Consider the following 24,811-nt stretch of genomic DNA (forward strand, 5'->3'; position numbering starts at 1 on the left):
ATATCAACAATTTTGTCGATTTTAAGTTTTACAGAGTAAATTCCAACACGGTTATCAGTCTGTATCAATATAGTTTTTATACTGGACAAGTATCTATCACAAAGGATTTGAGAATGGACTTGTTTAAGAAGCTAATTAGCCGGCGAACGTTTATTGAAACCACGTCGAAATCAGTCGCAATAACATCAGCTGCCAGCGCAATAACACTCCCTTTCAACACTCTCGCACAACCACAAAAAAATGAATCATCCGAAGTCGTTAAACACAGTGCTTGCTTGGTCAATTGTGGTAGCCGATGCGCTCTTAAAGTCATCGTCAAGGACGATATCATCCAACGAATTGAGCCTGAGGATGCTTTTGATGAATCTACGTTTGGTCAACACCAAATCCGTCCATGTCTCAGGGGACGATCTAATAAACTCAGGGTGTATTCACCTGATCGACTTAAGTACCCAATGGTACGCGTCGGTAAACGAGGAGAAGGCAAGTTCAAACGAATTTCATGGGAAGAGGCCACCAAGCTTATCGCAACGAAACTGACCGAAACTCGTCAAAAATATGGTAACGAAAGTATATATTACATATATCAATCAGGTGCTTATTACCATACCCAAGGGACAAGTGCTTGGAAACGGATGCTCAACCTCACTGGAGGGTATCTGAATTACCACAACACTTACAGTACAGCACAAATCCGTGCTGCAGCACCTTATACCTTTGGTGATTATATCGGGAGCCATTTTACAGAGGTAGAGAACAGTGATCTGGTTGTCTTTTTCGGGTTAAACCTCTCAGAGACACGCATGTCAGGAGGGGGACAGGTTGAAGAACTGAGAAGGAGCCTCTCTAAATCGAAGGCGAAAACGATCATTATTGATCCACGCTACACAGACAGTGTCGTTACCAGCGATGCTGAGTGGTTATCTATCAAACCAACATCTGATGCTGCGCTTGTAGCAGGTCTGGTTCACACCATGATCACCGAAGGACTTATTGACGAAGAGACCATCAACAAATATGCAATAGGCTTCGATCAAACAACCCTCCCTGCCTCCGCAAACTCGAATAGCAGCTATAAAGACTATGTCTTGGGTACAAGCGATGATAAAACTGTTAAAGATGCCAAGTGGGCCGCATCTGTAACTGGGATACCTGCTAAACGTATCACACAACTAGCCAGGGAAATTGCGACTGCTAACGCTTGTTATATCGCACAAGGTTGGGGACCGCAACGCCACCAAAATGGTGAAGCCAGTGTACGAGCCATTCAAACACTCTCAGTGATCGCTAATCAGTGGGGACGTCCAGGTACCAATGCCGGTGTATGGCCCTATGCGACACGCTATGGCGTCCCATCACTTCCCGCGTTAAGCAACCCAATTAAACACTCTATTCCATGTTATGCGTTTACCACTGCTATTGATAAACCCGAAGTAATGTCAGACATCACCCATGGTGTTCGTGGTACAGAAAAGCTGAATACGGGTATCAAGCTCATTATTAACCAAGCTGGTAATGCACTTATCAACCAGCATGGTGATACCGGTTTAACCAAGAAAATTCTTGAAGACGATACCAAGTGTGAATTCATCGTTGTGTGTGATAACCACATGACACCAAGTGCAAAGTTTGCTGACATCCTCTTACCCGAAACATCATATCTTGAAGCTGCAGATTTAGTTGATAACAGTTATGCCTCTGGCTCTAACCATTTCATGATTGGTATGGAACCTGTCATTGCCCCATTATGGGAGGTCAGGTCGAGCTACGACATATGTGCTGATATCGCGGAACACCTCGGTGTAAAGCAAGAGTACACTGAAGGCCGCTCACAACAGCAATGGATTGAGCATAACTACAATATTGTCAGACAGAAACGCCCGTATTTACCGCCATACAATAAGGAAAGTAGCGTCGGGCTCATTGATCAGCGACGAGAAGCACCAGAAAATAGCGTTGCCTTCAGCGCATTCTGGAAAGATCCAGGTGCTAACCCTCTCAAAACGCCATCAGGCAAAATCGAGATCTATTCTGAACGCCTCGCTATATTAGAACAACAATGGGTGCTGCCTGAAAAAGATCGCATACCGGTTATCCCTGGGTTCTACCCTGTTGAGGAATCACACCTAGATCCTGAGGGGCTCAAAAAGTACCCATTACAAATGATCGGCTTTCACACCAAAGGCCACACCCATTCAACTTACGCTCAGCTCCCTATTCTCAAAGAAGCTATCCCTGATGAAATCTGGATTAACCCTATCAATGCAGATCAGCGAGGTATCCGTAACGGTGACCCAGTCCTGGTTCAAAATGACAGGGGCAAGATGCAAACTCGCGCACGAGTCACACCAAGGGTAATGCCAGATGTTGTGGCTATGCCACAAGGTGGATGGTTGCACTTCAATAAAGCCGGTATAGATATCGGCGGGAATATCAACACATTAACCAATTTAAAACTTAGCCCTCTTGCCAAAGGCAACCCACAACACACCAATCTGGTCGACATCGTTAAGGCATAGGAGATTAAACCATTATGGAACAATTAGGATTTGCGATACTGTCTGACCGGTGCTCTGGCTGTAAAACTTGTCAGGTGGCCTGCAAAGATAAAAACGACCTAGAAATCGGCCCTAAATTCCGCCGTGTATCTGAGTTCGCGGGTGGCCGATGGCAACAGGATAGTGACGGAGCGTGGCACCAAAATACCTTTGCCTATTACATGTCAGTCAGCTGCAACCATTGTGACGACCCCGCATGTGTTAAGGGCTGTCCAACAGGCGCTATGCACAAGCGGGAAGATAACGGGCTGGTACTTGTTAACCAAGATGTCTGTATCGGCTGTCGATACTGCGAGATGCGCTGCCCGTATGGCGCGCCTCAATTTGATCCCACTAAAAAAGTCATGAGCAAATGTGATGGGTGTATCGACTTAGTCAATGAAGGTAAACAACCGATTTGTATCGACTCTTGCCCGCAACGCGCCCTTGAGTTTGGGGCTATCTCAGAATTACGTAAAAAGTATGGCAACGAAAGAGATATCGCACCACTACCTGTCTCAGCACTTACTCAGCCAAATATCGTAATTGTTGGTCATCCTGACAGCGAACCAAATACGAACGCTACAGGTTCACTGCTGAATCCACAGGAGGTTTAATCATGGAGAATTTCTCACTCGTTCTATTTACCGTTTTCCTTCAGTCCGCAGTGGGTTTGATGCTGATAACTGCAGTGTGGAGTTTTGCTGATAATGAGCACACTACCCAATTAAGGTTACCGATCATCGTCAGTGCTGCCCTCGTTACTATCGGAGGACTGGCATCAATTACACACCTAGGCCAGCCCCTAAGAGCTTTCAACAGCCTTAGGATGATAGGTTCTTCTCCAATATCTAACGAAATCCTGGCGACAGGATTATTCGCAGTGATTGTATTTAGCCTAATTGCAATTTACAGCCTATCGAAGCCAAAGATTGAAAACGTCCGCAAAATACTGATCGTCAGCACAATCTCGGGCATTGCTTTAATTGCGGCCATCAGCACGGTTTATCAAATAGAAACCGTGCCGGCTTGGAATACGCCCTTGACCACCATCAGCATGTTCATGACTGCAGCCATAGTCGCAACCACAGTAGCGGCAGCTACAAAACCAGGCATTTTATTTAATAGCTTGTTTTGCGCTGTAATCACTCTGTCTGTATTTACAGTCATTATGACTGCAATCCACGCTCAGGGACTTGGGCTACTATCAGGCCAAGCACTTAATTTGCTTATGGCCAAAGTCGCCCTAATAGCCACAGGTGGCTGGATTGTCATGACACAGCGCTTCCACATTGCGATCCCACTATCAGTGGTGATACTTGGCGAACTCTCAGGCCGGATAGCCTTTTTCCAGTTATTGTAAACAAGACGGAATGGCGGCAAAACTAGGTTGCCGCCATCATTTAACGGCTGAATAACTCACTGTTCTTGGCGGTTTAACACCCGCGATGAAACAAGAAACCATTACACAATTGGCGTTAAAACTCCCGCCGTAAGCATTTCCACATAACATCACTCAAAACTGCACTCATAACCTCAAAGTCTTGTGGTAGCGACTTGGCAGTAATTGAATAGCCCTCGACATATGGAATAAATATCGAGACGGCTTTGCCCAGCGAGCTCTCGTCAACGGCTAGGTGCTGAAGCTTATCGGAAAGGATGCCTGCCAAGGTTTGGTAATACTTCGATAGATAGTCTTCGATCGCCTCATTTCTTGTTGATAGTGCCCAATATTCTCTAAAAATCCGACACATATCCGAAATCTCAAGGCCATGGGCAAGAAATGCATGAACTAATGGCTTGAGATCTTGTTGCTCGGCAAGTTCTGGCTGGCTACTAATTTCGTCAAGGCATTGCTGGAAGTAACGATCGGCCATCGCAATGAGCAAAGCATCTTTATTTTTGAAGTAGTACTGCACATTGCTCAGCGACATATCTGCAAGTGTGGCGACCTTTCGCATTGTTATCCCGAAATCACCTTCACTTTTTAAAAGCTCAATAGAGACATCGAGAATTTTTTCCGTCTTTGCTTTTTTTTTACTCATTATTTCCGCCATCAAAACAGCAATTTAAACTTGTTTGAGCAAATCACTCAAAAAACCACGTTGACATTTTAGGTCGGACGACCTAAATTTGCAAATACTAGGTCAGGCGACCTAAAAATATCCCTTACAGGCGGAGAAGAAAAGATGACCCAGGTACTACGCACACCAGAGACTAGATTCGAAAACTTGAAGGATTACCCATTCGGCCCAAACTATGTATCTGAACTAAAAGGATACGAGGGCATTCGGGGCCACTATTTGGATGAAGGAGATGCTGGTTCTGACGAGGTCTTCTTGTTGCTTCATGGTGAGCCGACTTGGAGCTACCTATATCGTAAGATGATCCCTGTCTTTGCTGAGACTGGGGCCCGTGTTATTGCGCCTGACCTCATTGGTTTTGGCAAATCAGACAAGCCCGTTTCCGAACAAACCCACACCTTCGAGTTTCATCGCAACTACCTGCTCCAGTTAATTGAACACCTGAACTTGAATAACATTACGCTAGTTGTTCAAGATTGGGGGGGACTACTTGGCCTGACTTTACCCCAAGCAATGCCAGAGCGATTCAAGCGCTTAATCATCATGAACACCGGCCTGCTGATGGAACCCGTTACACAACCGGCTTTTCTTGAGTGGAAAAGTGACATTGTCGATCCAGAAGAGTTGGCTCTCGACACTTTCATGAAAAAGTATGCACCGACTCTCGATGATGAAGAAGCCTACGCCTATGCAGCCCCTTTCCCAGATGAAAGCTACAAAGCGGCAGTGCGGAAAATGCCAAAGATGGTTGCTAACCCAGAACAAGCTTGCATTGAGATATCTTCTGCCGCTGTGCCATTTTGGAGTACCCAATGGCAAGGCCACACCTTCATGGCGGTAGGCATGAAAGACAAAATGCTTGGTCCTGTTGTGATGAATCACATGCAACAGCTTATCAAAGGCTGCCCTGAGCCAATGCAAGTCCCAGAAGCCGGTCATTTCGTCCAAGAATTTGGTAAAGAAGTCGCAGAAGCGGCGCTCAAACACTTTAATCTTTAACCACAAGCCAAGCAGTATTGGATGGATAATATGAAAATTCTAAACCTTGTTTTTCACCCTAACCTTCAAGGCTCAAGAAATAACAATACGTGGAAAACTCAACTTGAAGAGTCAGGCAAAATCACCACCAGCCGGGATCTTTATACTGAGTATCCGGACTTTCAAATCGATGTCGAAAAAGAACAAGCGTTGTTAGAAGAGCATGATCGAATCATTCTTCAATTTCCTTTCTACTGGTATTCCATGCCACCATTGTTGAAGAAATGGTTGGATGATGTACTGGCATACAATTTCGCATATGGCCCAGACGGAGAAAAATTGAAAGGTAAAGATATGCAGGTTGTGGTCTCTGTTGGTGGACGGGAGAAGTTCTATTCCGGGTTTGATATTTTTACCACGGTGCCGGATTTACTGCGACCATTTCAATTAACAGCCAACCTCACTCAGATGAATTACCTTCAGCCGGAGTATATGTTCAATGCGGATGCAGCGGAACAAGAAACCATTGAGGAATTTGGTCGCCAACTAGTCGCGAAAATAGATGATCCCAAACGCTCTGACCCTAGACAGTATCTTTATGACAGCATGAGCTCTGATCTCGAAACCGTTTATGAAGATCTTGGCTTAGCTTAATGTCTGTTTTGCCATGACTGAATTAAAAGACGTAGGTGCGCTCAATAGAGCGCACCTAGACCTGAATAGAGCATCTCAAAGTTAGTAGCAAAATTCTCTGAAAATCAGGGTTGTGAACGGTGTAAATATAAAGGTGATTTATACCTGTGCATCCAACCAAGCACGGGTCACTTCATCAAGTGCCTTGCCTTCTCTGCATACTTGATAATCAAGTGCTGCGATAATTTCATTGGAAAAACGTAGGTTGTCGAGTTGATCTAATTGCTCACTGGTAAATAAATGCGCGCGATCTTCACGCAGTAATAACACGGCGCGATCAACAATGCCGAGCAGGCCTTTTGGCTCCTGAATCTCACGAATCAAGTATTTGTAATGTAAGAATTGAGGCTTCCAGAGCGGAACAACTACCCATTTTTGTTCTGCCACAGCGCGCTCAAAAGTCCCAAAACAATCCTCTTCACTTCCGGTATGAAAACGATATCCCGCATTGGATAAGCCATATGCCTCCATCATTTCCTTCGAAAAACGGCTAATGCCAGCGCCGGGATTAATGCCTTGGATATCATGGGCCATTTTGGCGATGACATCAGGCTTAAGTAAATCACTTACCTGCGAAACGGCTTGCTCAGGTACATAATCTGGTACCCCCCACAGAGCATAAGGTTCATAGTGAAGGCCAAGTTCCAGTAGGGATTGAACCGTCTCAACATCCTCTTTGTAGATCCCATGACTGGATGGCAACCATGCCGATGACAACATATCAACGGAACCTGATTTTATCTGGGCAAAGTTATCTTGATGTGGTGCATAATGACGTGTGACCTCAAAGCCCATATCCGTCAGCACATGGGTTACCAATGAGGCAGTAACACGGTGGAATGAGAGATCGGTAACGCCGATAGCAATTGTGTTTTTCATAATATCTACAACCATAATGTTGAAAGCGTTAATCAAGCTTGATGCGTAAAACGTGATAAGGTTTGGTGGCACCTTCCTCGCCTTCATTTAATGCAGGATTGAGGTGGAGTGAGTTTTGCGTGACATACAGATACCCATTTTGGATCGAGAAGCCATCTGCCCATGACAAACGCTTATCATCCTGCGCAAAAATCTGATATTGGCCATTACGGACCATACCAATTGCGTTTTTCTCCACATCACCGACATAGATAACGCCAGTATCGCTAATGATCATGCCATCACTTGGGCGCTTTTCACTATAAAACTCAATCTCTTCGGCAAGGGATTGATCAGATAACTTATTGTTAGCCAACGCGCTGGCAGGAATACGATATATGGCGCTGCCATTGACTGTACCAAAGTAAACCCACTCGAATTCTTTATCGATGGTTATCGGGTTTAAGCCCAGATACAACGCATCTACGCTACCATCTTCACGTTTAGCGGCCATCAATGAACCGTCAATCTCAAGATCATGCAGAGGTGATAGCAAGGCAGGATGTGATTCCAACACACGGCGTGATTTTCCTGTTTCAAGATCAACCACCACAAAAGCTGGAGTTGGCTCGCCGAAAAGGTTACCTAGGCTGGTATCAGCTATGTACATTAGGTTTCGCTTGGTATCTAAGGCAAAGTCTTGCAGGAAAGAGTTGGCAACCATCACCTCTTTGCTTATTTCTATTTGTTTAAACAAGCGATTATTAACACTGTCCCACGCTACAATTTGTGCAGGTGCATTTTCACTGCCCATATCAAGGATCCATACCACGCCATCTGGCGTGCTATCGATACCAATCACAGAAGAAAAACCCACATCACCTTTTTCTGGGCCATCGGCCCAATCTTGGTTAGGGAATGCTTTTGTGGTGCCGTCTTTTAGTAGCTCAACAACACGTAATTCAGGGGCATCAAGAGGTTGCATCGAAAGAAAAGTGCGCCCTTGTTCGGTTACCGTAATATTGCCCGGTCGTGTTCCGTCAAGCTTGGCAACAACTTCAATATCCGCTGCTTGTGCTGTGTTCATTGTCATTGCGGTGGCTAGTGCTAATAATGTATTGCTCATCTTCATGGCGCAGTACTCCTAGGTCTTTGGCTACCCAAAGGCCTGAAAATTCGTAGATTTATCAAAATTAGAAAGGGTTAAGCCGCTCCTCTCTCGTGTTGATTTATCATAGACTCGAGGAATCTAATGATAAACATGGTAATAATTGAATTATTCTCAAATGAAATTTGATATTGGATAAGTGACTTAATCCATTCCGTGCATTAATTAACCAAACAAACTAAAGCGTAGTTGAGCATCCGCTATGATTATCAAATTCAATTTGAAAAACTCTCAAATAAAAAAGAGTCGCGAAGTTGCTTAAAATGTACTTGCATACCGAGGGAAGCAGCGTAGATCTCTACCAATACAAAGTCCCGGTCGGTAGTATTGATTTACAAAAGAGGATCAAAACAGCTAAAGAAAAGCACTGAGAGGCTTTACAATACTTAAGCTGCAAGCCAATGCTCGAGTTGCGACCTCCCAGCATGGGATACTCATTAACAGAAAACCTCAAAGTAGCCAGATATGTCTAAAGATTTTGAATTCACTACAGAATACACCCTCGACAAGCCCTTCTTTGCCGAATGTTATGATCAAACTAGCCGCCCTACTGAATTTCCAAAATCCTATTTAAAAGCATTGCTTTTTCTTGTTTTTGGGGTGGTTTTAGTCAAATTTGAGCTACTATCCGACAATTACGTTGGATGGTTCTTTATTGTTTTGAGTGTTATCGAAGCACTCAGTGTTTACTTTAAGAGAACCTGGTGGTTATGGCGACAAACAATCAGCTCAAGCGCTGGTAGCAAGGTGGGATTTCAAGTTGACTCTACAGGAGTAAGTTATACAAGAGGTAAAAAAACTCATCACATCGCCTGGAATAATATAGACCAAGTTCAACAAAGTGAGTTAGGTTTAATCCTTCACATGGGTAAACAGCGCCAATATGTCAGTAAATCTTGCTTAAATGATGAAGTGATCGCTTTCATGGTTGAGCAGCACGCAGTATCAAAAAAGAACTAGCGTCATTGCGTGAAATATACTTTTCTAATAGCAATTTCTAAGCAAAGAAAACTAAAAAGTCTGCCACTGGCAGACTTTCTTTAAAGCTAATTATTCACCGGATCTTCACTTAACCTCGTACCTCAGTAGAACTTGGTTATCCAAAACGACATTTGTAGACCAAATAAAACTCGCCCCCGCCCCACTGAATTTTTCAATGAAGTTCATGTAGGCTTTTTTGTTGTCTACGCCAATCTCATCTTCCGAGTATAACGTTGCTTGAGGCCAAGATGTTGAATCAAACTCCTTCCCCATCCAATTGCTCGGGGTTTCCCAATGAGCAGCATAAGCATTCTGGCCTTCATCTGTACCTTCGGTGGTACAAGTTTCTGAGAGGCGACGACCTTCACCCTCACTAAGACAAGTCAGGTCATAAATCGGTGCGGTATAGAATACTTGTGCTTGCCAGTCTGAATTTGTGACTGTCCCATCACTAAAGCTAGCAATAAAACCACCGTCTCCTGGGTGATAGGCCTTTCCACGATTATCTTCAGTGCCCAAACCTAAGTTTTCTTCCCAATCAATCACTTTAACTGCAATCGTATAAGGCTTTTTAACCTTAAACTTCACAATACTTGAATTAAATGGTGTAAACGGTACGGTATCAACGGCTACGAGAGTACCATTGATATACAGTTCAAAGTAATTATCAGCAAAAATATAGCCGGTGATTTCTTCACCATCAGAATCTATAACAGCGACAGGTACGGAGTCCACATCTACATCATCAAGCCCCTTGGGAATGATGTTTGCACACTCTTCATATAAGTCGAAGGCTTTCGGTGCAGTAGCAAAATTATTTTTAGCGGGGACTGTCCAAACTTTTCCTTCAGCATCTGTAATTTCCCCAATACCCGAAACCCGGCTATGTCCATTCTCACACTCAAATAGATTAGCCTCTACCGTTTTAGCAACACCTTGGGTTATGCTGGCAGACCCGCTGTAATCACTGATATTAGTACCAGCTTTCATATCCGTTTCTGGAGAACAGCCCGTAGCGAGTAAAATCACAGATGACAGGGCAAGAATTTGATTCTTTGGATTGTTCATTTTATGGATATCCGATGAGAAGCGTTGGTATCAAGCGTAGTTGTAACGTTAAGTGAATACAATTAAGCCTTAATCTACTCAATATTTAAAATGACTACTTTTAGTGAGCATTTAGCCGTAAGGGGATGAAAGACGATGATTAGTAAAGCCTGAGTCCTGTCAACCAACTCTGCACAAAGCATAATCACTCCTATAGCTCTAATTTAAACCTTTTGATAGTAGGAACATTTGGTCCTATGACTTACTTTTTCTATTCTAATAGCATGAGTATCCCGTCGAACTGAACATCTATCAAACTTCTTTGTTATTCATCTACTTAATCACACTTATCCTTGATAGGATCAGTGTTCTGTATCATGAAAATGCAAGCTTACTCTAAGGACGTTTCATGGAAAACAAAATTATAGAAGTTCGGCAGCTTGGTTGCGGCGATGAACATCTTGCATTAGCTGCGATAAAGAAGCTTCTACCGGGAAAAGAGGGGGAAGCCCTCACATCAACCGTTGAGCACCTAAAAGGCTTCCTCTCTTGTACAAGTAATGTCTTGATCCTTGCCGTTCATGATGATGAGCCAATTGGCTTTCTGAGTGCTTACATAATGCCAAAGCTAGAGCGTGCCGAATATATGGCTTACTTTTACGAAATCGAAGTATCCCCTAGCTATCGAAGAAAAGGAGTTGCTACACGCATGGTTAGTTTTCTGAAAAGTGAATTAAAAGGTCAAGGGGTTTCAAGTTTATGGGTAGGTACCGATGTCGATAACAAAGCCGCTTTATCACTATATGAATCGACCGGAGCAATACGTGAACCCGAGTTAATTCACGAATTTTGGTATGAGGATATTTGATTAAATGCTTTCTGTGCCAAGCTGTAAGCTATTCTGACTCGATCCAGTCCAGAATCTCTTATCACCCAAACCGTATAAAAGACGAAAATCGATAAATCGCTTAATCTCAGGTGTCTAGTCACCATTTTCGTTGAAAGCGCAATAGACGTTTGAAATCAGCCCCATTTCAATAGGCTCTATCAAGGCAACCTCACCTTTTGTATCTCGTCTGATAGAGTGGCGAGACTACCTCGCAACCGGCCTTATTCTGATAGCCGATGCTGTTGTGGCTATTGCAGGCAAGAGAAAATAAGCCGTAGCCTACTCCAAAACTCCTCCGCCAATTCAGGAATAAACACCTAATAAGATAGTCTTTTGCTAAAAAATCAGCATAATCTCGCTATACGATACTCAATGAAGAATTACCCATGACGACTTTTCAATATTTCTTTCATCAACTTCCTTGTTTTAACTGCAAAAAAACCAAAGTAAGCACGGATCTAGGCTGGTTAACACCAGCAATGAAAGAAGATGCTGTTGCACAATTGGCTACGATTATCAAGCAAGGCAAAGTTGAGCCTGATCTTTCAGTTAACGTAACTTGCACTAAAGAAGAAGCACGTGATTACTTGCTGCTGAACTTTTTTGGTTACCCTGAAGAAGAGCTAGCAAACCAAGTTGAAGCGGAAGATGAGCAAGAAGTTGCTGATGAAATCGCTGAACTATTTGCAGAAGGTAACGAAACAGCTGTGTTTGAGCATGAAATCGCACTGCAAAGCTGTACTGATTGTAACGTTGAATAAGCGTTAGATATCAAGCTTAAAAAGGGCATCGCGTAACACGGTGCTCTTTTTAAAGCATTCGCTATCCCCACAACTTACGATTCATGATGAAGCCAAGCATTTCAATCAACCTGCCCTCCTTGGCGCATAAAATTACAACTGCCGGTATTTCAGAAATCAATGCCGTTATCGCGCCGTATGCTTGTGTGGTCAAACGGATTCGCCGCAGCCGAAATTACGCCCTGATCGGTACCTATTCCGATTTAGTAATGATAAAGACTGATTTTGGCCAGCTAGTTGGTTCAAAGAACTGTTTGAAATGGCAGCGAGTCTACCAAAACTACCTTAGCGGTCTTGAACAGATTGGTGAAGACAGTGAATCAGCTACGTTTGAAATCAAGAACATCACGGTTACCCTCGGCAAATCAAATCGAAGCGTCTTGCTCGAGAAACTAGCTGAAATTGGTATTAAGACGAAACGCAAAGCTCATCAGAGGCACCTTGAACTCACTGGATCGCTCGCCAAATTAAACGCTCTGCAATCGATCTTGCAAGATTCACCTAGCGAACCTTTAGCTGCTATCGGAAAATCTATCCACAAGCGCCTTGCGAAATATCACGATATCGAGGACATAAATTTCGACTACGGCACAACAGAGCAGCCTCGCACTCTCCTCTCCTATGTTATCGATAATCCAGCAATTACCGTTGCCGAGCTGTGCTTTCTGACCAACTGTTCGACAGCAGAGGCCAGAAAAGCGTTAGATGATTACTTCGAACTCTAGCTTTAGCCTGATCAACATATCCTGATCGATTAATGTCCTTGTAAGGCCGATAAGATCAAGTAGCTCCCAATAACCATCAGCAAACCAAAAACAATCCGCCGCATCGTTTCAGCGCTAAATGGTGGAGGAAACCGGCGTCCGAGATAAGTTGTTAATGTCACTATTGGCAGTGATACGGCTGTCAGGAACAAAATTTCTGCACTCAACTGACCTTGCACGCCGACAAACACACTGCGTGATGCAGATGTACAGGCGAACACGACCAATAACATATTGCGGATCGTTGTGATATCAAACGGCTGGCGATAGAACTGATAGACCAATGGCGGCCCTGCCATTCCAAACAACCCGCCAGTCAAACCTGAGCTAAACCCACTAACAAAGAAACTGGTATCACCAGACCGTTCGGCGCGTACAGATGGCCTCAACATAAAATTCAGCCCACTATAAACAATCATCACTCCGACCAAGCATTGCAAAACACTGGCTGCCGAGTGGCTTAAGTATTCCAAGAGTACGACACCTGCAACCACACCAGGCAGCACGCCGATAACCACCAGCCGGACAGATTTCCATTCAATGCATTTCGTTGAACCCGGCAGGGCAAAGGCACAATTTGCCAACGTCACCAAGCTCACCACGGCAGCCATAATTGCCACAGAGGTCAGCCCAAACGCCGTTGATGCCCCGATCACAATGATACCTAACCCAAAACCAGTAACAGTCTGGAAGTAGGTACCTACCATGATAATGGCGAGTAGCATAGCAATTCCTTCAAGGGGAATGCCTTCAAGGCTAATGCTTTCCAAAACCATGTTATTTAGGCCCCTGCTGGGCCTGGACAACAGTCACAGCGATAACATGGTAGATATCATCCACACTACAGCCTCTGGAAAGGTCATTAGCCGGCTTAGCTAGTCCTTGTAGCAAGGGACCAATAGCGACGGCACCACCTACCCGCTCAGCTAATTTATAGCCAATATTGCCCGCCTCCAAATTAGGGAAAACCAACACATTGGACTGCCCTTTTACCTTTGAATCTGGCAGTTTTCGCTGGGCAATTTCCGCGACAATGGCCGCATCCAACTGGATATCGTTATCAATGGCTAATTCAGGAGCTTGGTGTTTGACCCTTTCTGAAGCAGCGATGACCTTATCGACTGCGCTATGCTTGGCACTACCATTGGTAGAGAAGGACAGCATGGCAACTTTCGGCTCCACCATCAGTAGGCTCCGCGCACTACCTGCAGCAGAAAGCGCAATATCTGCAAGTTGCTCTTCATCTGGGTCCACCACCAATCCACAATCAGAAAAAATCATCCCGCCTTTTAAATGATGAAATGGCTGGCACAGCATCATGAGAAAGAAACTCGAGACTAATTTTGAACCCTTAGCCATCCCAATCAGTTGAATTGCGTTTCGCACAACATCCCCTGTTGTATGAACGGCACCGGCAACGGAGCCATCAGCCAAACCATGCTTGACCATTAGGTTGGCAAAACACAGTGGCTTTTGTACTTCTTGTTTAGCCTGCTGTTGTGACATGCCTTTCTTGGCACGCAGTTCATAGAGGGAAATAGCAAATGTATGGGATAAATCCGACAGCTCAGGATCGATAATTTCCATACCATCGACATCTATCCCTTCCGCTCTAGCAACAGTCTGAATCTTTCTCTGGCGACCAACCAAGATAATGTCAGCAATACCTTGCTGGTAGGTCATTTGCGCTGCAGCCAACACGCGGGCATCTTCTGCTTCACACAACACAATACGTTTAGGCTGCTTTTGGGCCTGTTCAATTATTCGGTGGATTGCTTTCATGAGTCTGCCTTCACTGGCCTCAAAAACAACAAATAATGAGACAAATTATTCCAAAAGTTGATATCCGGGTAAATTTTAACCATCATCTCTTATATCGTCAACGTAAATTCAAATAATTGGAAAAATTGATAGTATTATGTAGAAAGGTACTAAATGGATATAACAATGACTGCTATCGTGAAAGAGCCTATGGAACAAACACGTATAGAGGGCGACACCCCAACCCTACGCCTTTTTTCCCTGTTGGAAGTGATTGCCGGAAAGGACGAATTTTTCTCACTGCAAAGCCTGGTAGAAGAAACTGGCCTACCCAAACCTACCCTTCACCGAATGCTGCAACAGCTTGAAACTGCGGGGATCATTCAACGTGACGGCGACGACCGCCACTACAGCTCAGGGGTCAGGCTTCGCAATCTTGCTGAAAAGCTGTTGCTCAACAGCACCACCCACAGTGCCCGCCACGCGGTATTGACACAATTAAAAGAAGAAGTCGGTGAAAGCTGTAATCTAACCGCATTGTCGGGGGGCGAAATTATCTATGTCGACCGTGTTGAAACAGAAGCCCCGCTGCGATTTTACCTTCATCCGGGCTCTCGTGTTCCTGTTCACTGTTCGGCGACAGGCAAACTCTTTCTAGCCAATATGAGTCCCTCCCAGCGCCGCCGATTACTGAAAAATGTTCCGCTCACCCAGTATACCGAGAAGACTATTATCGACTTTGACAAACTGGATGATGAATTGGATTTGGTTAAAGCCAATGGTTATGCCATCGACAATGAAGAGTTTCTTCCTGGACTATTTTGTGTTGCGGTACTGGTGCCATCAGAGCGGGGACGCTCAAACCTAGGGATCGCTATTCAAGCGCCAATAATGCGTCTGAAACCGGAACAGGCTCTGCACTTCCTTCCTGCCCTTCAACGCGCTGCTGCTGCACTGGCAAAAATTGAAGCCGAGAGTTGGGCCGAGGCGATGTAACAGCTCAATATTTAACTTAAAAAAAACAGGCTTGCATAACGCAAGCCTGTTTCATTTCAATGGATGCTATTCGTTAGTTGGTTTGAATGATAGTTAAGCCACTTTTTTGGTAATAAAGCCAATGACATGACCAAGACCACGATAGGTAAACAAGGCTAACAGAATCATCAAACATCCCGCTAACTTATTGGCAGGCATTTCTTCGGCATACCAGATCACGCTTAAAATAACTGTCCAAACCGGCTCTAAGATCATAATGATGGCTGCATTGGACGCAGTACTGTGTTTCTGACCCATCGTCTGCATCACATAACGCAAACTGGTTGCAACCAGCATACTCAACGCGAACCAACCCCATGTGGTCATACTGACTGATTCAGGCCATGTTTCAAACATCAATGAGGCAATTAACCCCATACAGCCAATGCTAAAGAGCTGAAGGCATGTCAATAGTAACGTCGGGAACTTCCGTGCATACTGGCTGTTGAAATTAAAATGCACCGCCAACATCACCGCAGAAGCCATGAACCATAACTGGCTTGCTGACATTTGCCAGCCATTACCACCACCAAGCGATAACATCAGCAGGCCGGCGAAAGCGATAGGCAAAGCCAACCAAAAAGTCCTCGGCGGTTTAGCTTTGAACATAGGCCATGCAATCAAAGGGACAAATAACATAGATAGGCTCATGATAAATGCGCCTTCACCCAGTGTATCGCTAACCGCTATGGCATGGATCCAAAGCAAGAGAGCCGTACCTAGGATACAACCGACCCCTAATGCTTTAGGGATCAGCGCTTTTTCTACTTTTTTGATATCGCGAAAGCAAAACACCAGTAGGCATAAAGAAGCCAACACAAAACGCAGACCGATAAAACCAAAAGCTGGCAGCCCCTGAATAGCTTCTTTGGAGAAGATCCACCCGGCAGCTGCCAATATTGTTGTTGCGACCAGTATTAAATCTGCACGACGCTCAAGGTTCATTACAAAACACCCTCAATGTCAGTCGCGCACAGAAAATAACAACAAATTACATTCAACGTATTATTCCAAATATTAGCCGCAACTCCTTGTCGGCTATTTTACTAATGCTTTCATCCCATTCAGCATTTTTTCTGCAACTTCATAATGGTCATGTTCCCACAATTGATCATTGAGGAACTCGCCAGAGAAGAAACCGTCATACCCTGTCTGTAGTAAGGCGTCTACCCACTCTTGCATCGGGATATCACCCTCACCGATGTAGAAGCCACGCAGTTCCCTTTCATCAACCCATGGTTGGCCTTCAGCCGGACGTTTACCATCCGAAAGGTGAACATTGTAAATCAGTGATTTATCAACTTGCGAGATCTGCTCAAGGGTAGCACCGCGACATGCCCACAGGTGCCATGTATCTAACACAAAGCCAAAATTATCACGCCCTACCGCATCGAGCAATCGATAGTAGTCTTCCAACGTTGCAATTGGTGTCCAGGCAGCCCCTTCGTATTGGAAGCGAATACCATGCTCGCGACCAATATCGGCAATCGAACGAATATTCTTAGCCGTTAGCTGAATGTTTTCTTCGGTGCTAAAAGCATTAAGGCTTTCAAAAGCATTGAGCTGAATAGTTGGTGCACCGATATCTTTGGCAAAGCGACATAAAATTTCTGCCTCTTTGAATACACGCTGTTGCTCTTCTTTCGTTGCCGCTTCTACCCCACCAATAATATCAATCGCTGACGGTGTAATATTAGCTGCATCAAGTCGCGCCTTAAATTCTTCACTGGTAAAGCCAGCGTTAATATATCGCCAAAGTTTTTCGGTATGAATCTCTAAACCCTGATAGCCCGTTTCTTTTGCCAAACGAATATCAGAAAGAATATTACTATGAAGCGAACACATTCCATGAAGAGCAAAACGCATTTTGAATCCTTATCGACAACAAATGCCGTACAGTAAAGTTCCTAGGCGCCACGTCGAAAGCACCTACCCTAATGAGAGATGTAGCTGAGTATATTTATCTGTGTTACGAGTAAATTGATTATTTACTTATAACTAAGCGTCCTTTTTATTCGATACCAATGCAAAGACACTTAGATATAGGTAACCAAGTTATTTTTATAACTTGGTTACTCAATTTAAAGGAAATATAAAGTTAAAGCAGAGTGACTTATTCTACGGCTCTTGCTTCACTTCCTGGCACATTAAGCTAACAGCCAAGGTTTGGGCCAAATAGAGTGAACTACTCAGTGAACGGAAGCCCATTATCTCACCTTCGAGCACCTCGAAACACACTTCCATTTTGCTGCCCTGTGAGGTCATCTGATTATCGGTAATGGCGACAATCGGAACCTTCTTTTCAAACGCCGCATCAATCAAACTACTGGTCTCTGGGGCATAAGGGCTGTAAGTCACGGTGACCAGCACGTCTTTTTCATTCATACGACGCGTCATTGGCGACAGCATACCGCCATGATCATCAAGCAAAACTACGTTGTTGTCTGACTTCATCAAGGCGTACCAGAGATAGAAAGCAACAGGGTACGCACGGCGCATGCCCTGAATATAAATGGTCTCAGCCTCATCGAGTAAACTCACCGCCCTTTCAAGTTTCTGCGGTGAAACAGACATTTGCAATTGTTCCATGGCTTCGATATTGGCCTGGCCAAAATCTTGGAAAATAGCCATCGGTGAGTCTTGGCTCACTTCATCAGTTTCACGCGCTTTGCGAACACGCTCGATATAGTCACGGGGACGATTTAGATACTGGTCACGGAATAGCGACTGCATTGAGCTAAAGCCAGAATAGCCCATCGCATTCGAAAACCGGCTCAGTGTAGACAAAGGAACATTGGCCTGCTCAGCAATAGTCGCCATTGTTTCGACTGCCACCAGCATTGGTTGCGCCATCACAAAGTCAGCAACCTGTTGTAGCCGTCCACTTAGGCTGTCGTATCGCTTAACAATAAGCTCACGCAGCGTATCTAAGTCAGCTGGTACTTGTTCTTCAACATCCATAATTGGCCGCTCTCCTGCCCGAAAGCAATACTACAAAATAAGAATACCTCAAGTGCTTAGCACCTGAGGCTATAGTTTATGATAATAATTCAAAGTTGCGAATCGCTTCTTCTTTCACAAAAGGCATTGCTTTTTTCATAAAGTAGATACGATCAAACTTTTGTGGCTCCGCGTTCATAAAATCGCGCAAGTTATGACCCAACGCCTGGCGCAGGCATGTCCCGATATTGAATTTAGATACACGGGTACGTTTAAGCACTTGCATATCTTCATCACGGATCCCACTAGTACCATGAATAACCAAAGGAATATCTACCATATTCGCAATACGATCTAAACGACCGAAATCAATAGTACATGTAGGCTCGGTCAATCGGTGAACGTTTCCGACAGAAATGGCGACACAATCAGCACCACTTTCTTTGGCAAAGCGCAACGCATCTTCCGGCTCGGTATAAATTGACTTGATATGATCACGGCCTTCCTCGTAAGGAACTGAGCCAATTTCACCTTCTACCGATGCACCCAGTGCATGCGCCACATCTGCCACTGCGCGCGTACGGGCGATGTTCTCATCAAGCGGTAATTGCGAGCCATCGAACATGACTGAGCTAAACCCGGCTTTCAAGGCGCGGTACACCACGTCTTCCTCATAGGTATGATCTAGGTGCAGGCAAACAGGTACTGAACTATTGTGAGCCAGCGGCAGCAACATAGCCGCAGCAGTTTCTACCCCATAGAAATCAGCAACATCTTTGTTGCAGGCAAGGATAACCGGTTTACCCACCGCTTCAGCGGCTTCTACCACAGCACAAGCATCCTCATAGCCAAATACGTTAAAGCAAGGCACCGCGTAGTCAGATTCAGCTGCCTGGGGCAATAATTCTTTCAAGCTTACGAGCATACTGCCCCTCCTTATTTGAATTTGGCGATCATGTCCTTGATACCAGGGATCGTCTCAACCTGGTACTCATGGTGCGGGTCAAAGTGCTGGATCAGCGACTTCTCGGTTTTACCCACGATGATAGTGAAGTAGTACATTTCGTAACCAGGAGCCGCCACACTTGGGTGATAGCCTTTGTCGATGGCAATCACAGAACCGGTACGCACATGGTAAACCGGACCGAAATCATCCTCGTGCTCATACAGGAACTGGGCACCGAAGCCAAAATCTGGGTTAAAGCGGAACTGGTACACTTCTTCGTATAGTGTCTCTTTGCTACCGTCAGGCTTAACACGGTCTTCATCATGTTTGTGAGGAGGGAATCCCGACCAACCACCGGCACCGACAGTAAACAGCTCACTCACCAACAAGCGACCACGGTTGTCGGCATTTGACTGCCCTAGTACGTGCTTGATTTTACGGTGAGTTTTAGTATCGTCAGAACCATATTGAACAATATCGACATTCTCTTCACGGACACAGAAAGGTTCTAGTGACTGCTCAAACTTACCGCCGGCGATCATGACATCAGCAGTATCGCTAACACAGTCAATGGTAGCGCTATATCCCAGCGGGACATAAACTGCTTCAGGATTACCATCCCATACTGACTTCCGCTTACCGATATTATCGAATACTTCGGTCTTTTCACCGTTGGTCACAGTGATTGAACAGGTCCCGCCAGCTAGAACGATGACAGACTCATAGCCTTCAACAACGTGCTGGTGCTGCTCACCCTGAGCCAAACGAACTTGGTTGAAGTAGCACAATGGCGTGACTTCATCATTAACGTCGATGATTGGTTGGTTCTTGTTATCAAATGGTTGGATATGCTTGCCCATGTTTCTCTCTCCTCACTGCCCTGCTTTAAAACGGATATCAACCAGCGCAGCGTGTATCAGTCTAATTTGTTTGAATAAAAAGGCCGGGCCTCGATGGTTTGTACCCTTCCTAAGCGTGCCCAGTAAAAATACCGGCCCGGCAGAGACCTAATTTCCTTTAATCACTTCGTCCGGAGGTGGTTTATCAAAGGCTTTGTTCTCTGGTCTCAATAAAATCGAATAATTGTTCTTTAGTTGGCATTGCTTCAGTACAGCTATTGCCGCTGACATTAATTGCGGCGGCTGCAGAGCCATGTTTCACGCCGTCTTCCAATTCGCCGCCATTAACCAGTGTCCAAATCAGGCCGCCAGCGAATGAGTCACCCGAGCCAAATGGCTTCTGAACTTCAACGCGGAAGATGCCCTGCTGGAACTTGTGACCGTCGCGGCAGTAGACTTTCGAACCAAACTCACCGGCTTTAATCACCACAACCTGGGTATTAGCACGCAGGAATCTCTCTGCTGTTGCATCGTCATCCTTGTTGCCTGGTGCCAGCACGGTTTCCATCATGTCGAACTCTTCACGGTTGCCGATAACGATATCGGACAAACCAGCTGCAATGCCGTAATAGATTGATGCATCGACATCTGTACGCCATGAATATGGGCGGTAATCAACATCCAAGACCACGAGCGTATTGCTGCGGCGAGCATGCTCCATCGCAATCAATGTCGCTTCCCGGCTTGGGCTTTCAGACAGTGCCGTGCCGGTAACAACCAACACTTTGGCACTGGCGATATACTCTGGGTCTACCTGCTCTGGCTTGATGGTCAAGTCAGAAGCGTTGTTACGGTAAATCAAAACCGTACAATCACTTGGCTTCATCTCGGTGAACGCGACAGAGGTGCGCGACCCTGAACTGTCAGTCATCATGCCGTCAAGATTGATACCCTGACCTGACATGTATTGCTTAACATAGCCACCGAATGCATCATCAGCGACACAGCCAATGAATCCTACTTTGCTGCCTAGTTTATTGATTGCCACTGCAATATTGGCTGCAGAGCCACCGACAAACTTGTTAAAGCCAGAAATATCCGCCATATCCGTGTTTGGTTCACGGGCGTAAAGATCTACGCCCGCACGTCCCAACACGATGGCATCCAGCTTACGGTCTTGCTGAAGTGCAATCTTTGTCATTGTCCGTCCTTTTACTAATTACTTATATTCAACCCAAGCTGCGTTCTGGTCAGCCGACTCAACACATTTCTCGCATAGGCGAACACCTTCGATACCGGCATCAATACCTGGGAACCAGATACCAGCCAGTGTTTCCTGATCATCACGGTCTGCCGCATCAAATGCCAAAGCAAAGCGGTGATACAGGTTTGCCCAAGACTCGAAATAGCCTTCTGCATGACCACCACCAACACGGTTAGCGGCAACACCTTCAGCATCTTGGTATAGGTAGCCCATTCCACGGTCAAGAATGCGAGGTGGCTCACCCTGAATTTCGTAGCGTAGTTGGTTAGGCTGCTCGTCCCACCATTCGATAGATGCCTTAGAGCCTACGATACGGATCTTCTGCTGGTGCATAGAACCCGCATTTACAGCTGATGCCCAAAGCGTACCGACGGCACCGCCTTTGAACTCCATCATCACGTGGGCATTATCTTCTAGCGGTGTACGCGATTTAATGAAGCTCTGGCGCATACAAGATAGGCGATCAACTTCTAGGCCAGTCATCACTTCACATAGGTAGAATGCATGGGTACCGATATCACCTAGCACGTAAGTTGGGCCAGAAACTTCAGGGCTTACACGCCACTTAAGGCCTGGATCGTTAAGCTCATATTCTTCATTGTGGAAGCCATGCGCGAACTGCATGTTGATAACGCGAATCTCACCTAGGTCACCACGTTTAACCATTTCACGTGCCTGCTGGACCATTGGGAAACCGCTGTAGCCGTACATAACGCCGATAACACGGTTATTCTTCGCCGCAATTTCCTTAAGCTCTTCTGCTTCTTCGGTGGTAAAGGTAATTGGCTTTTCACACACCACGTGTAGGTTTGATTCAAGTGCTGCCTTGCAGATTTCGTAGTGGGTCGAGTTTGGCGTTGCAATAGAAACCGCTTGGATGCCGTCTTCACGCTGAGCTTCTTGCTCGAACATCTCTTTGTAGTTGGCGTAACAACGGTCGCCATCAAGGCCGAGGTTTTCACCGAAGTCACGGCAGCGCTGTGGATCAAGGTCGAAAGCACCGGCTACCAACTTGAACAAACCATCACGCTGCGCAGCGTTACGGTGAGAGTAACCAATCTGGCTACCACGACCGCCGCCTACCATTGCCCAACGGATAGGTTGATCAAAATGACGTTCTTCATTAAACATGGCTTCACTCCTTGTCAGGTATCCCTTACTACTTTTTAAGAGAGACCTGCGTTTCAGATATTGGAAATAATTTGTTCTTGTTTACTGAGTTCTTTAATACAAAGTTTTTATTCTCAGAGGCTCTCGGTTAAAAGAGCCCCTTGGTTAATAAATCCTCTATACACCGCGGCGCTGAGTGGCTCGGCCTTCTTCCCAATCCGCGACTTTCTTCGCGGTGTGCTCGTTGCGAGTCACTTCAGGCAACCCTACTTCCCACCAGCAGTCACACTTAGACCATGCCGCTGGTGATACTGGGTCGATATCAACCACAATCACGTAAGTACGGTCAGCTTCTTTGGCGCGGGCGAATGCTGCATCAAACTCGTCGACAGAGGTCAGCTTCTCGGAAATCGCACCTTGCGCTTCTGCGTGCTTGGCAAAATCTACGCGGGCCAACTCGCCATCTGGGCGGCGGCAGTCTTCAAGCAGGTTGTTGAAAGACTCGTTACCGGTGTTGTTCTGTAGCTTGTTGATAACCGCGAAACCGCCGTTGTCACACACCACCACAATCATCTTGTGACCAGTTAGTACTGATGAGTAGATGTCTGAGTTCTGGATAAGGTATGAACCGTCACCAACTAGCACGACAACATCGTTGTCTGGGTTGGCAATCTTCGCACCCCAACCGCCGGCAATTTCGTAACCCATGCATGAGTAACCGAAGTCGATATCGAATTTACCGATCTGGTAGTTCTGCCAGTTCATCGATAGCTCAGCAGGTAGGCCACCTGCTGCTGTCAGCACGGTGTCGCCTTTTTCCATCGACTTGTTAAGCTTGCCGATGACTTCTGCGTAAGAAGACATGCCCGGTAGCAGGTCGCCTTCTTGTGGATTGGTACGGCGGTGAACCAACTCTTTCCACTCATCCGCTTCTGCTTTGGCTTTGGCCGACCACTCATCGCCCGAACGCCAGTCGCCAAGTAGTGCAGAGAGCTTGGTCATGGATGTTTTGGCATCACCTAATACTGGGTAGGACATGTGCTTGATGGCATCGAACTTCGCCACGTTGATGCTGACCAGCTTCATCTCTGGGTTCTTAAATACAGTCCAAGAGCCGGTAGTGAAGTCTTGTAGGCGAGTACCGATAGCCAGTACCACGTCAGCTTCGTTAGCCATGTGGTTGGCAGAATCTGAACCGGTAACCCCGATTGGACCAGCGTTCAGCGGGTTGTCCTGCAGCATAGTTGCGCGACCGGCAATGGTCTCGACCACAGGGATGTTGTGCTTGCCTGCAAAATCAGCTAGCTCGTCAGTGGCTAGTGAGTAGTGCACGCCGCCACCTGAGATGATCAATGGCTTTTTCGCCTGCATCAGGATCTCTTTCGCCTCTTCCAGAACAATCATTTCAGGCTCTGGACGGCGGATACGGTGTACTTTCTCGGCAAAGAACACTTCAGGGAAGTCGTAAGCCACGCCCTGGATATCTTGCGGCAGGCCAAGGAAAACCGGGCCACAAGTGGCTGGGTCTAGCATAGTATCAAGCGCTTGCGGCAGCGTGTGCATTAGCTGAGATGGCGATAGTACGCGGTCCCAGTAGCGGGTCAGCGGCTTGAAGGCATCGTTTGATGTCACAGACGGATCTTCAAAGTTCTCCGGCTGTTGTAAAACTGGATCTGGTAGGCGGCTAACATAAGCATCACCAGCAATAAGTAGAAGAGGCAGACGGTTAGTGTGCGCGATACCAGCAGCGGTGACCATGTTAGTTGCACCCGGGCCGATAGAGCTGGTTGCAATACCGATTCGACGACGCTGGTTCGCTTTCGCGTATGCAATGGCCGCAGTTGCCATCGACTGTTCGTTCTGACCACGCCAGGTTGGAATTTTATCTTCAATATTTTTTAGCTGCTGGCCGAAACACGTCACATTGCCGTGACCGAAAATCGCAAAAGCGGCACCAAAAAGTTGTTCTTTCTTTCCATCAATTTCAATCATTTGTGCTGCAAGGTACTTAGCAAGCGCTTCAGCAACAGTCAGGCGTACAGTCTTCATTGTCTTCCTCGTTTTTCGATAGTCGAAAAATAAATCCTTTTCTCACTACAGTTGTGTTTGATCTTTGC

24 protein-coding genes are annotated in these 24,811 nt (G+C 45.7%); 10 read left to right on the forward strand and 14 right to left on the reverse strand.

Annotated elements, in window-relative coordinates:
• Window positions 1-113 precede the first annotated feature (113 nt).
• Genes C9J01_RS04200 through C9J01_RS04210 form a run of 3 tightly spaced genes read left to right on the forward strand, consistent with a single transcriptional unit; the run spans window position 114 to window position 3,900 of the window.
• A complete protein-coding gene (locus C9J01_RS04200; protein WP_107296833.1) occupies window positions 114-2,519 on the forward strand; it encodes a DMSO/selenate family reductase complex A subunit in 2,406 nt (801 codons plus the stop codon).
• Between the two features lie 14 nt (window positions 2,520-2,533).
• Complete coding sequence (locus tag C9J01_RS04205; RefSeq protein WP_107296834.1) at window positions 2,534-3,154, forward strand: DMSO/selenate family reductase complex B subunit; 621 nt, start codon at window positions 2,534-2,536, stop codon at window positions 3,152-3,154.
• Between the two features lie 2 nt (window positions 3,155-3,156).
• Complete coding sequence (locus C9J01_RS04210; protein ID WP_107296835.1) at window positions 3,157-3,900, forward strand: dimethyl sulfoxide reductase anchor subunit family protein; 744 nt, start codon at window positions 3,157-3,159, stop codon at window positions 3,898-3,900.
• 115 nt (window positions 3,901-4,015) lie between these two features.
• On the opposite strand, the gene C9J01_RS04215 is transcribed toward C9J01_RS04210, so the two are convergent.
• A complete protein-coding gene (locus C9J01_RS04215; protein ID WP_107296836.1) occupies window positions 4,016-4,582 on the reverse strand; it encodes a TetR/AcrR family transcriptional regulator in 567 nt (188 codons plus the stop codon).
• A 144-nt stretch (window positions 4,583-4,726) separates the two neighbouring features.
• On the opposite strand from C9J01_RS04215, the gene C9J01_RS04220 reads away from it, so the two are divergent.
• A complete protein-coding gene (locus C9J01_RS04220; RefSeq protein ID WP_107296837.1) occupies window positions 4,727-5,620 on the forward strand; it encodes a haloalkane dehalogenase in 894 nt (297 codons plus the stop codon).
• Window positions 5,621-5,641: 21 nt separating this feature from the next.
• On the forward strand, window positions 5,642-6,253 hold the full coding sequence (locus C9J01_RS04225; RefSeq protein WP_107296838.1) for an NAD(P)H-dependent oxidoreductase: 612 nt from the start codon (window positions 5,642-5,644) through the stop codon (window positions 6,251-6,253).
• A gap of 138 nt (window positions 6,254-6,391) precedes the next feature.
• On the opposite strand, the gene C9J01_RS04230 is transcribed toward C9J01_RS04225, so the two are convergent.
• Entirely contained in the window at window positions 6,392-7,171 is a 780-nt protein-coding gene (locus C9J01_RS04230; protein WP_107297420.1) for a glycine betaine ABC transporter substrate-binding protein, read from the reverse strand.
• A gap of 28 nt (window positions 7,172-7,199) precedes the next feature.
• On the reverse strand, window positions 7,200-8,282 hold the full coding sequence (locus tag C9J01_RS04235) for an L-dopachrome tautomerase-related protein (protein WP_107296839.1): 1,083 nt from the start codon (window positions 8,280-8,282) through the stop codon (window positions 7,200-7,202).
• A 501-nt stretch (window positions 8,283-8,783) separates the two neighbouring features.
• Here C9J01_RS04235 and C9J01_RS04240 point away from each other — a divergent pair.
• Entirely contained in the window at window positions 8,784-9,278 is a 495-nt protein-coding gene (locus C9J01_RS04240) for a YcxB family protein (RefSeq protein ID WP_107296840.1), read from the forward strand.
• A gap of 105 nt (window positions 9,279-9,383) precedes the next feature.
• Here C9J01_RS04240 and C9J01_RS04245 read toward each other — a convergent pair whose 3' ends face one another.
• A complete protein-coding gene (locus C9J01_RS04245) occupies window positions 9,384-10,367 on the reverse strand; it encodes a hypothetical protein (RefSeq protein WP_107296841.1) in 984 nt (327 codons plus the stop codon).
• A gap of 388 nt (window positions 10,368-10,755) precedes the next feature.
• On the opposite strand from C9J01_RS04245, the gene C9J01_RS04250 reads away from it, so the two are divergent.
• The 3 genes from C9J01_RS04250 to C9J01_RS04260 all read left to right on the forward strand — a co-directional run bounded on the left by C9J01_RS04250 (window position 10,756) and on the right by C9J01_RS04260 (window position 12,760).
• The gene (locus tag C9J01_RS04250) at window positions 10,756-11,214 is read left to right on the forward strand and encodes a GNAT family N-acetyltransferase (protein ID WP_107296842.1); all 459 of its coding nucleotides are present in this window, start codon (window positions 10,756-10,758) and stop codon (window positions 11,212-11,214) included.
• A 407-nt stretch (window positions 11,215-11,621) separates the two neighbouring features.
• Window positions 11,622-11,996: a hypothetical protein gene (locus tag C9J01_RS04255; protein ID WP_107296843.1), complete on the forward strand. Its 375-nt coding sequence runs from the start codon at window positions 11,622-11,624 to the stop codon at window positions 11,994-11,996.
• A gap of 86 nt (window positions 11,997-12,082) precedes the next feature.
• Window positions 12,083-12,760 carry a ribosome recycling factor family protein gene (locus C9J01_RS04260; protein WP_237156863.1) on the forward strand — a complete coding sequence of 226 codons (678 nt, stop codon included), beginning with the start codon at window positions 12,083-12,085 and terminating at the stop codon, window positions 12,758-12,760.
• Window positions 12,761-12,789: 29 nt separating this feature from the next.
• Here the strand turns inward: C9J01_RS04260 and C9J01_RS04265 are convergent, their stop codons facing one another.
• Window positions 12,790-13,545 (reverse strand): sulfite exporter TauE/SafE family protein, encoded by a 756-nt coding sequence (locus C9J01_RS04265; protein WP_419686444.1) that lies wholly within the window; start codon window positions 13,543-13,545, stop codon window positions 12,790-12,792.
• A gap of 31 nt (window positions 13,546-13,576) precedes the next feature.
• On the reverse strand, window positions 13,577-14,581 hold the full coding sequence (pta, locus tag C9J01_RS04270) for a phosphate acetyltransferase (RefSeq protein ID WP_107296846.1): 1,005 nt from the start codon (window positions 14,579-14,581) through the stop codon (window positions 13,577-13,579).
• Between the two features lie 165 nt (window positions 14,582-14,746).
• Here pta and C9J01_RS04275 point away from each other — a divergent pair, with 165 nt between their 5' ends.
• On the forward strand, window positions 14,747-15,556 hold the full coding sequence (locus C9J01_RS04275; protein ID WP_107296847.1) for an IclR family transcriptional regulator: 810 nt from the start codon (window positions 14,747-14,749) through the stop codon (window positions 15,554-15,556).
• Between the two features lie 93 nt (window positions 15,557-15,649).
• On the opposite strand, the gene C9J01_RS04280 is transcribed toward C9J01_RS04275, so the two are convergent.
• The 8 genes from C9J01_RS04280 to iolD form a co-directional block, all read right to left on the reverse strand.
• Entirely contained in the window at window positions 15,650-16,540 is an 891-nt protein-coding gene (locus C9J01_RS04280; protein ID WP_107296848.1) for a DMT family transporter, read from the reverse strand.
• 93 nt (window positions 16,541-16,633) lie between these two features.
• Window positions 16,634-17,461 carry a sugar phosphate isomerase/epimerase family protein gene (locus tag C9J01_RS04285; RefSeq protein WP_107296849.1) on the reverse strand — a complete coding sequence of 276 codons (828 nt, stop codon included), beginning with the start codon at window positions 17,459-17,461 and terminating at the stop codon, window positions 16,634-16,636.
• A gap of 252 nt (window positions 17,462-17,713) precedes the next feature.
• Window positions 17,714-18,556: a MurR/RpiR family transcriptional regulator gene (locus C9J01_RS04290; protein WP_107296850.1), complete on the reverse strand. Its 843-nt coding sequence runs from the start codon at window positions 18,554-18,556 to the stop codon at window positions 17,714-17,716.
• 76 nt (window positions 18,557-18,632) lie between these two features.
• The gene (locus tag C9J01_RS04295) at window positions 18,633-19,460 is read right to left on the reverse strand and encodes a class II fructose-bisphosphate aldolase (RefSeq protein ID WP_107296851.1); all 828 of its coding nucleotides are present in this window, start codon (window positions 19,458-19,460) and stop codon (window positions 18,633-18,635) included.
• Between the two features lie 11 nt (window positions 19,461-19,471).
• Window positions 19,472-20,341: a 5-deoxy-glucuronate isomerase gene (locus C9J01_RS04300; RefSeq protein ID WP_107296852.1), complete on the reverse strand. Its 870-nt coding sequence runs from the start codon at window positions 20,339-20,341 to the stop codon at window positions 19,472-19,474.
• 184 nt (window positions 20,342-20,525) lie between these two features.
• Complete coding sequence (gene iolC / locus C9J01_RS04305; RefSeq protein ID WP_107296853.1) at window positions 20,526-21,521, reverse strand: 5-dehydro-2-deoxygluconokinase; 996 nt, start codon at window positions 21,519-21,521, stop codon at window positions 20,526-20,528.
• 18 nt (window positions 21,522-21,539) lie between these two features.
• Window positions 21,540-22,715 carry a Gfo/Idh/MocA family protein gene (locus tag C9J01_RS04310; protein ID WP_107296854.1) on the reverse strand — a complete coding sequence of 392 codons (1,176 nt, stop codon included), beginning with the start codon at window positions 22,713-22,715 and terminating at the stop codon, window positions 21,540-21,542.
• A gap of 156 nt (window positions 22,716-22,871) precedes the next feature.
• Window positions 22,872-24,743 carry a 3D-(3,5/4)-trihydroxycyclohexane-1,2-dione acylhydrolase (decyclizing) gene (iolD, locus tag C9J01_RS04315; protein WP_107296855.1) on the reverse strand — a complete coding sequence of 624 codons (1,872 nt, stop codon included), beginning with the start codon at window positions 24,741-24,743 and terminating at the stop codon, window positions 22,872-22,874.
• Between the last annotated feature and the right edge of the window lie 68 nt (window positions 24,744-24,811).

Origin of the sequence: Photobacterium rosenbergii, from assembly GCF_003026455.1 — a bacterium.
Classification (GTDB): domain Bacteria; phylum Pseudomonadota; class Gammaproteobacteria; order Enterobacterales; family Vibrionaceae; genus Photobacterium; species Photobacterium rosenbergii.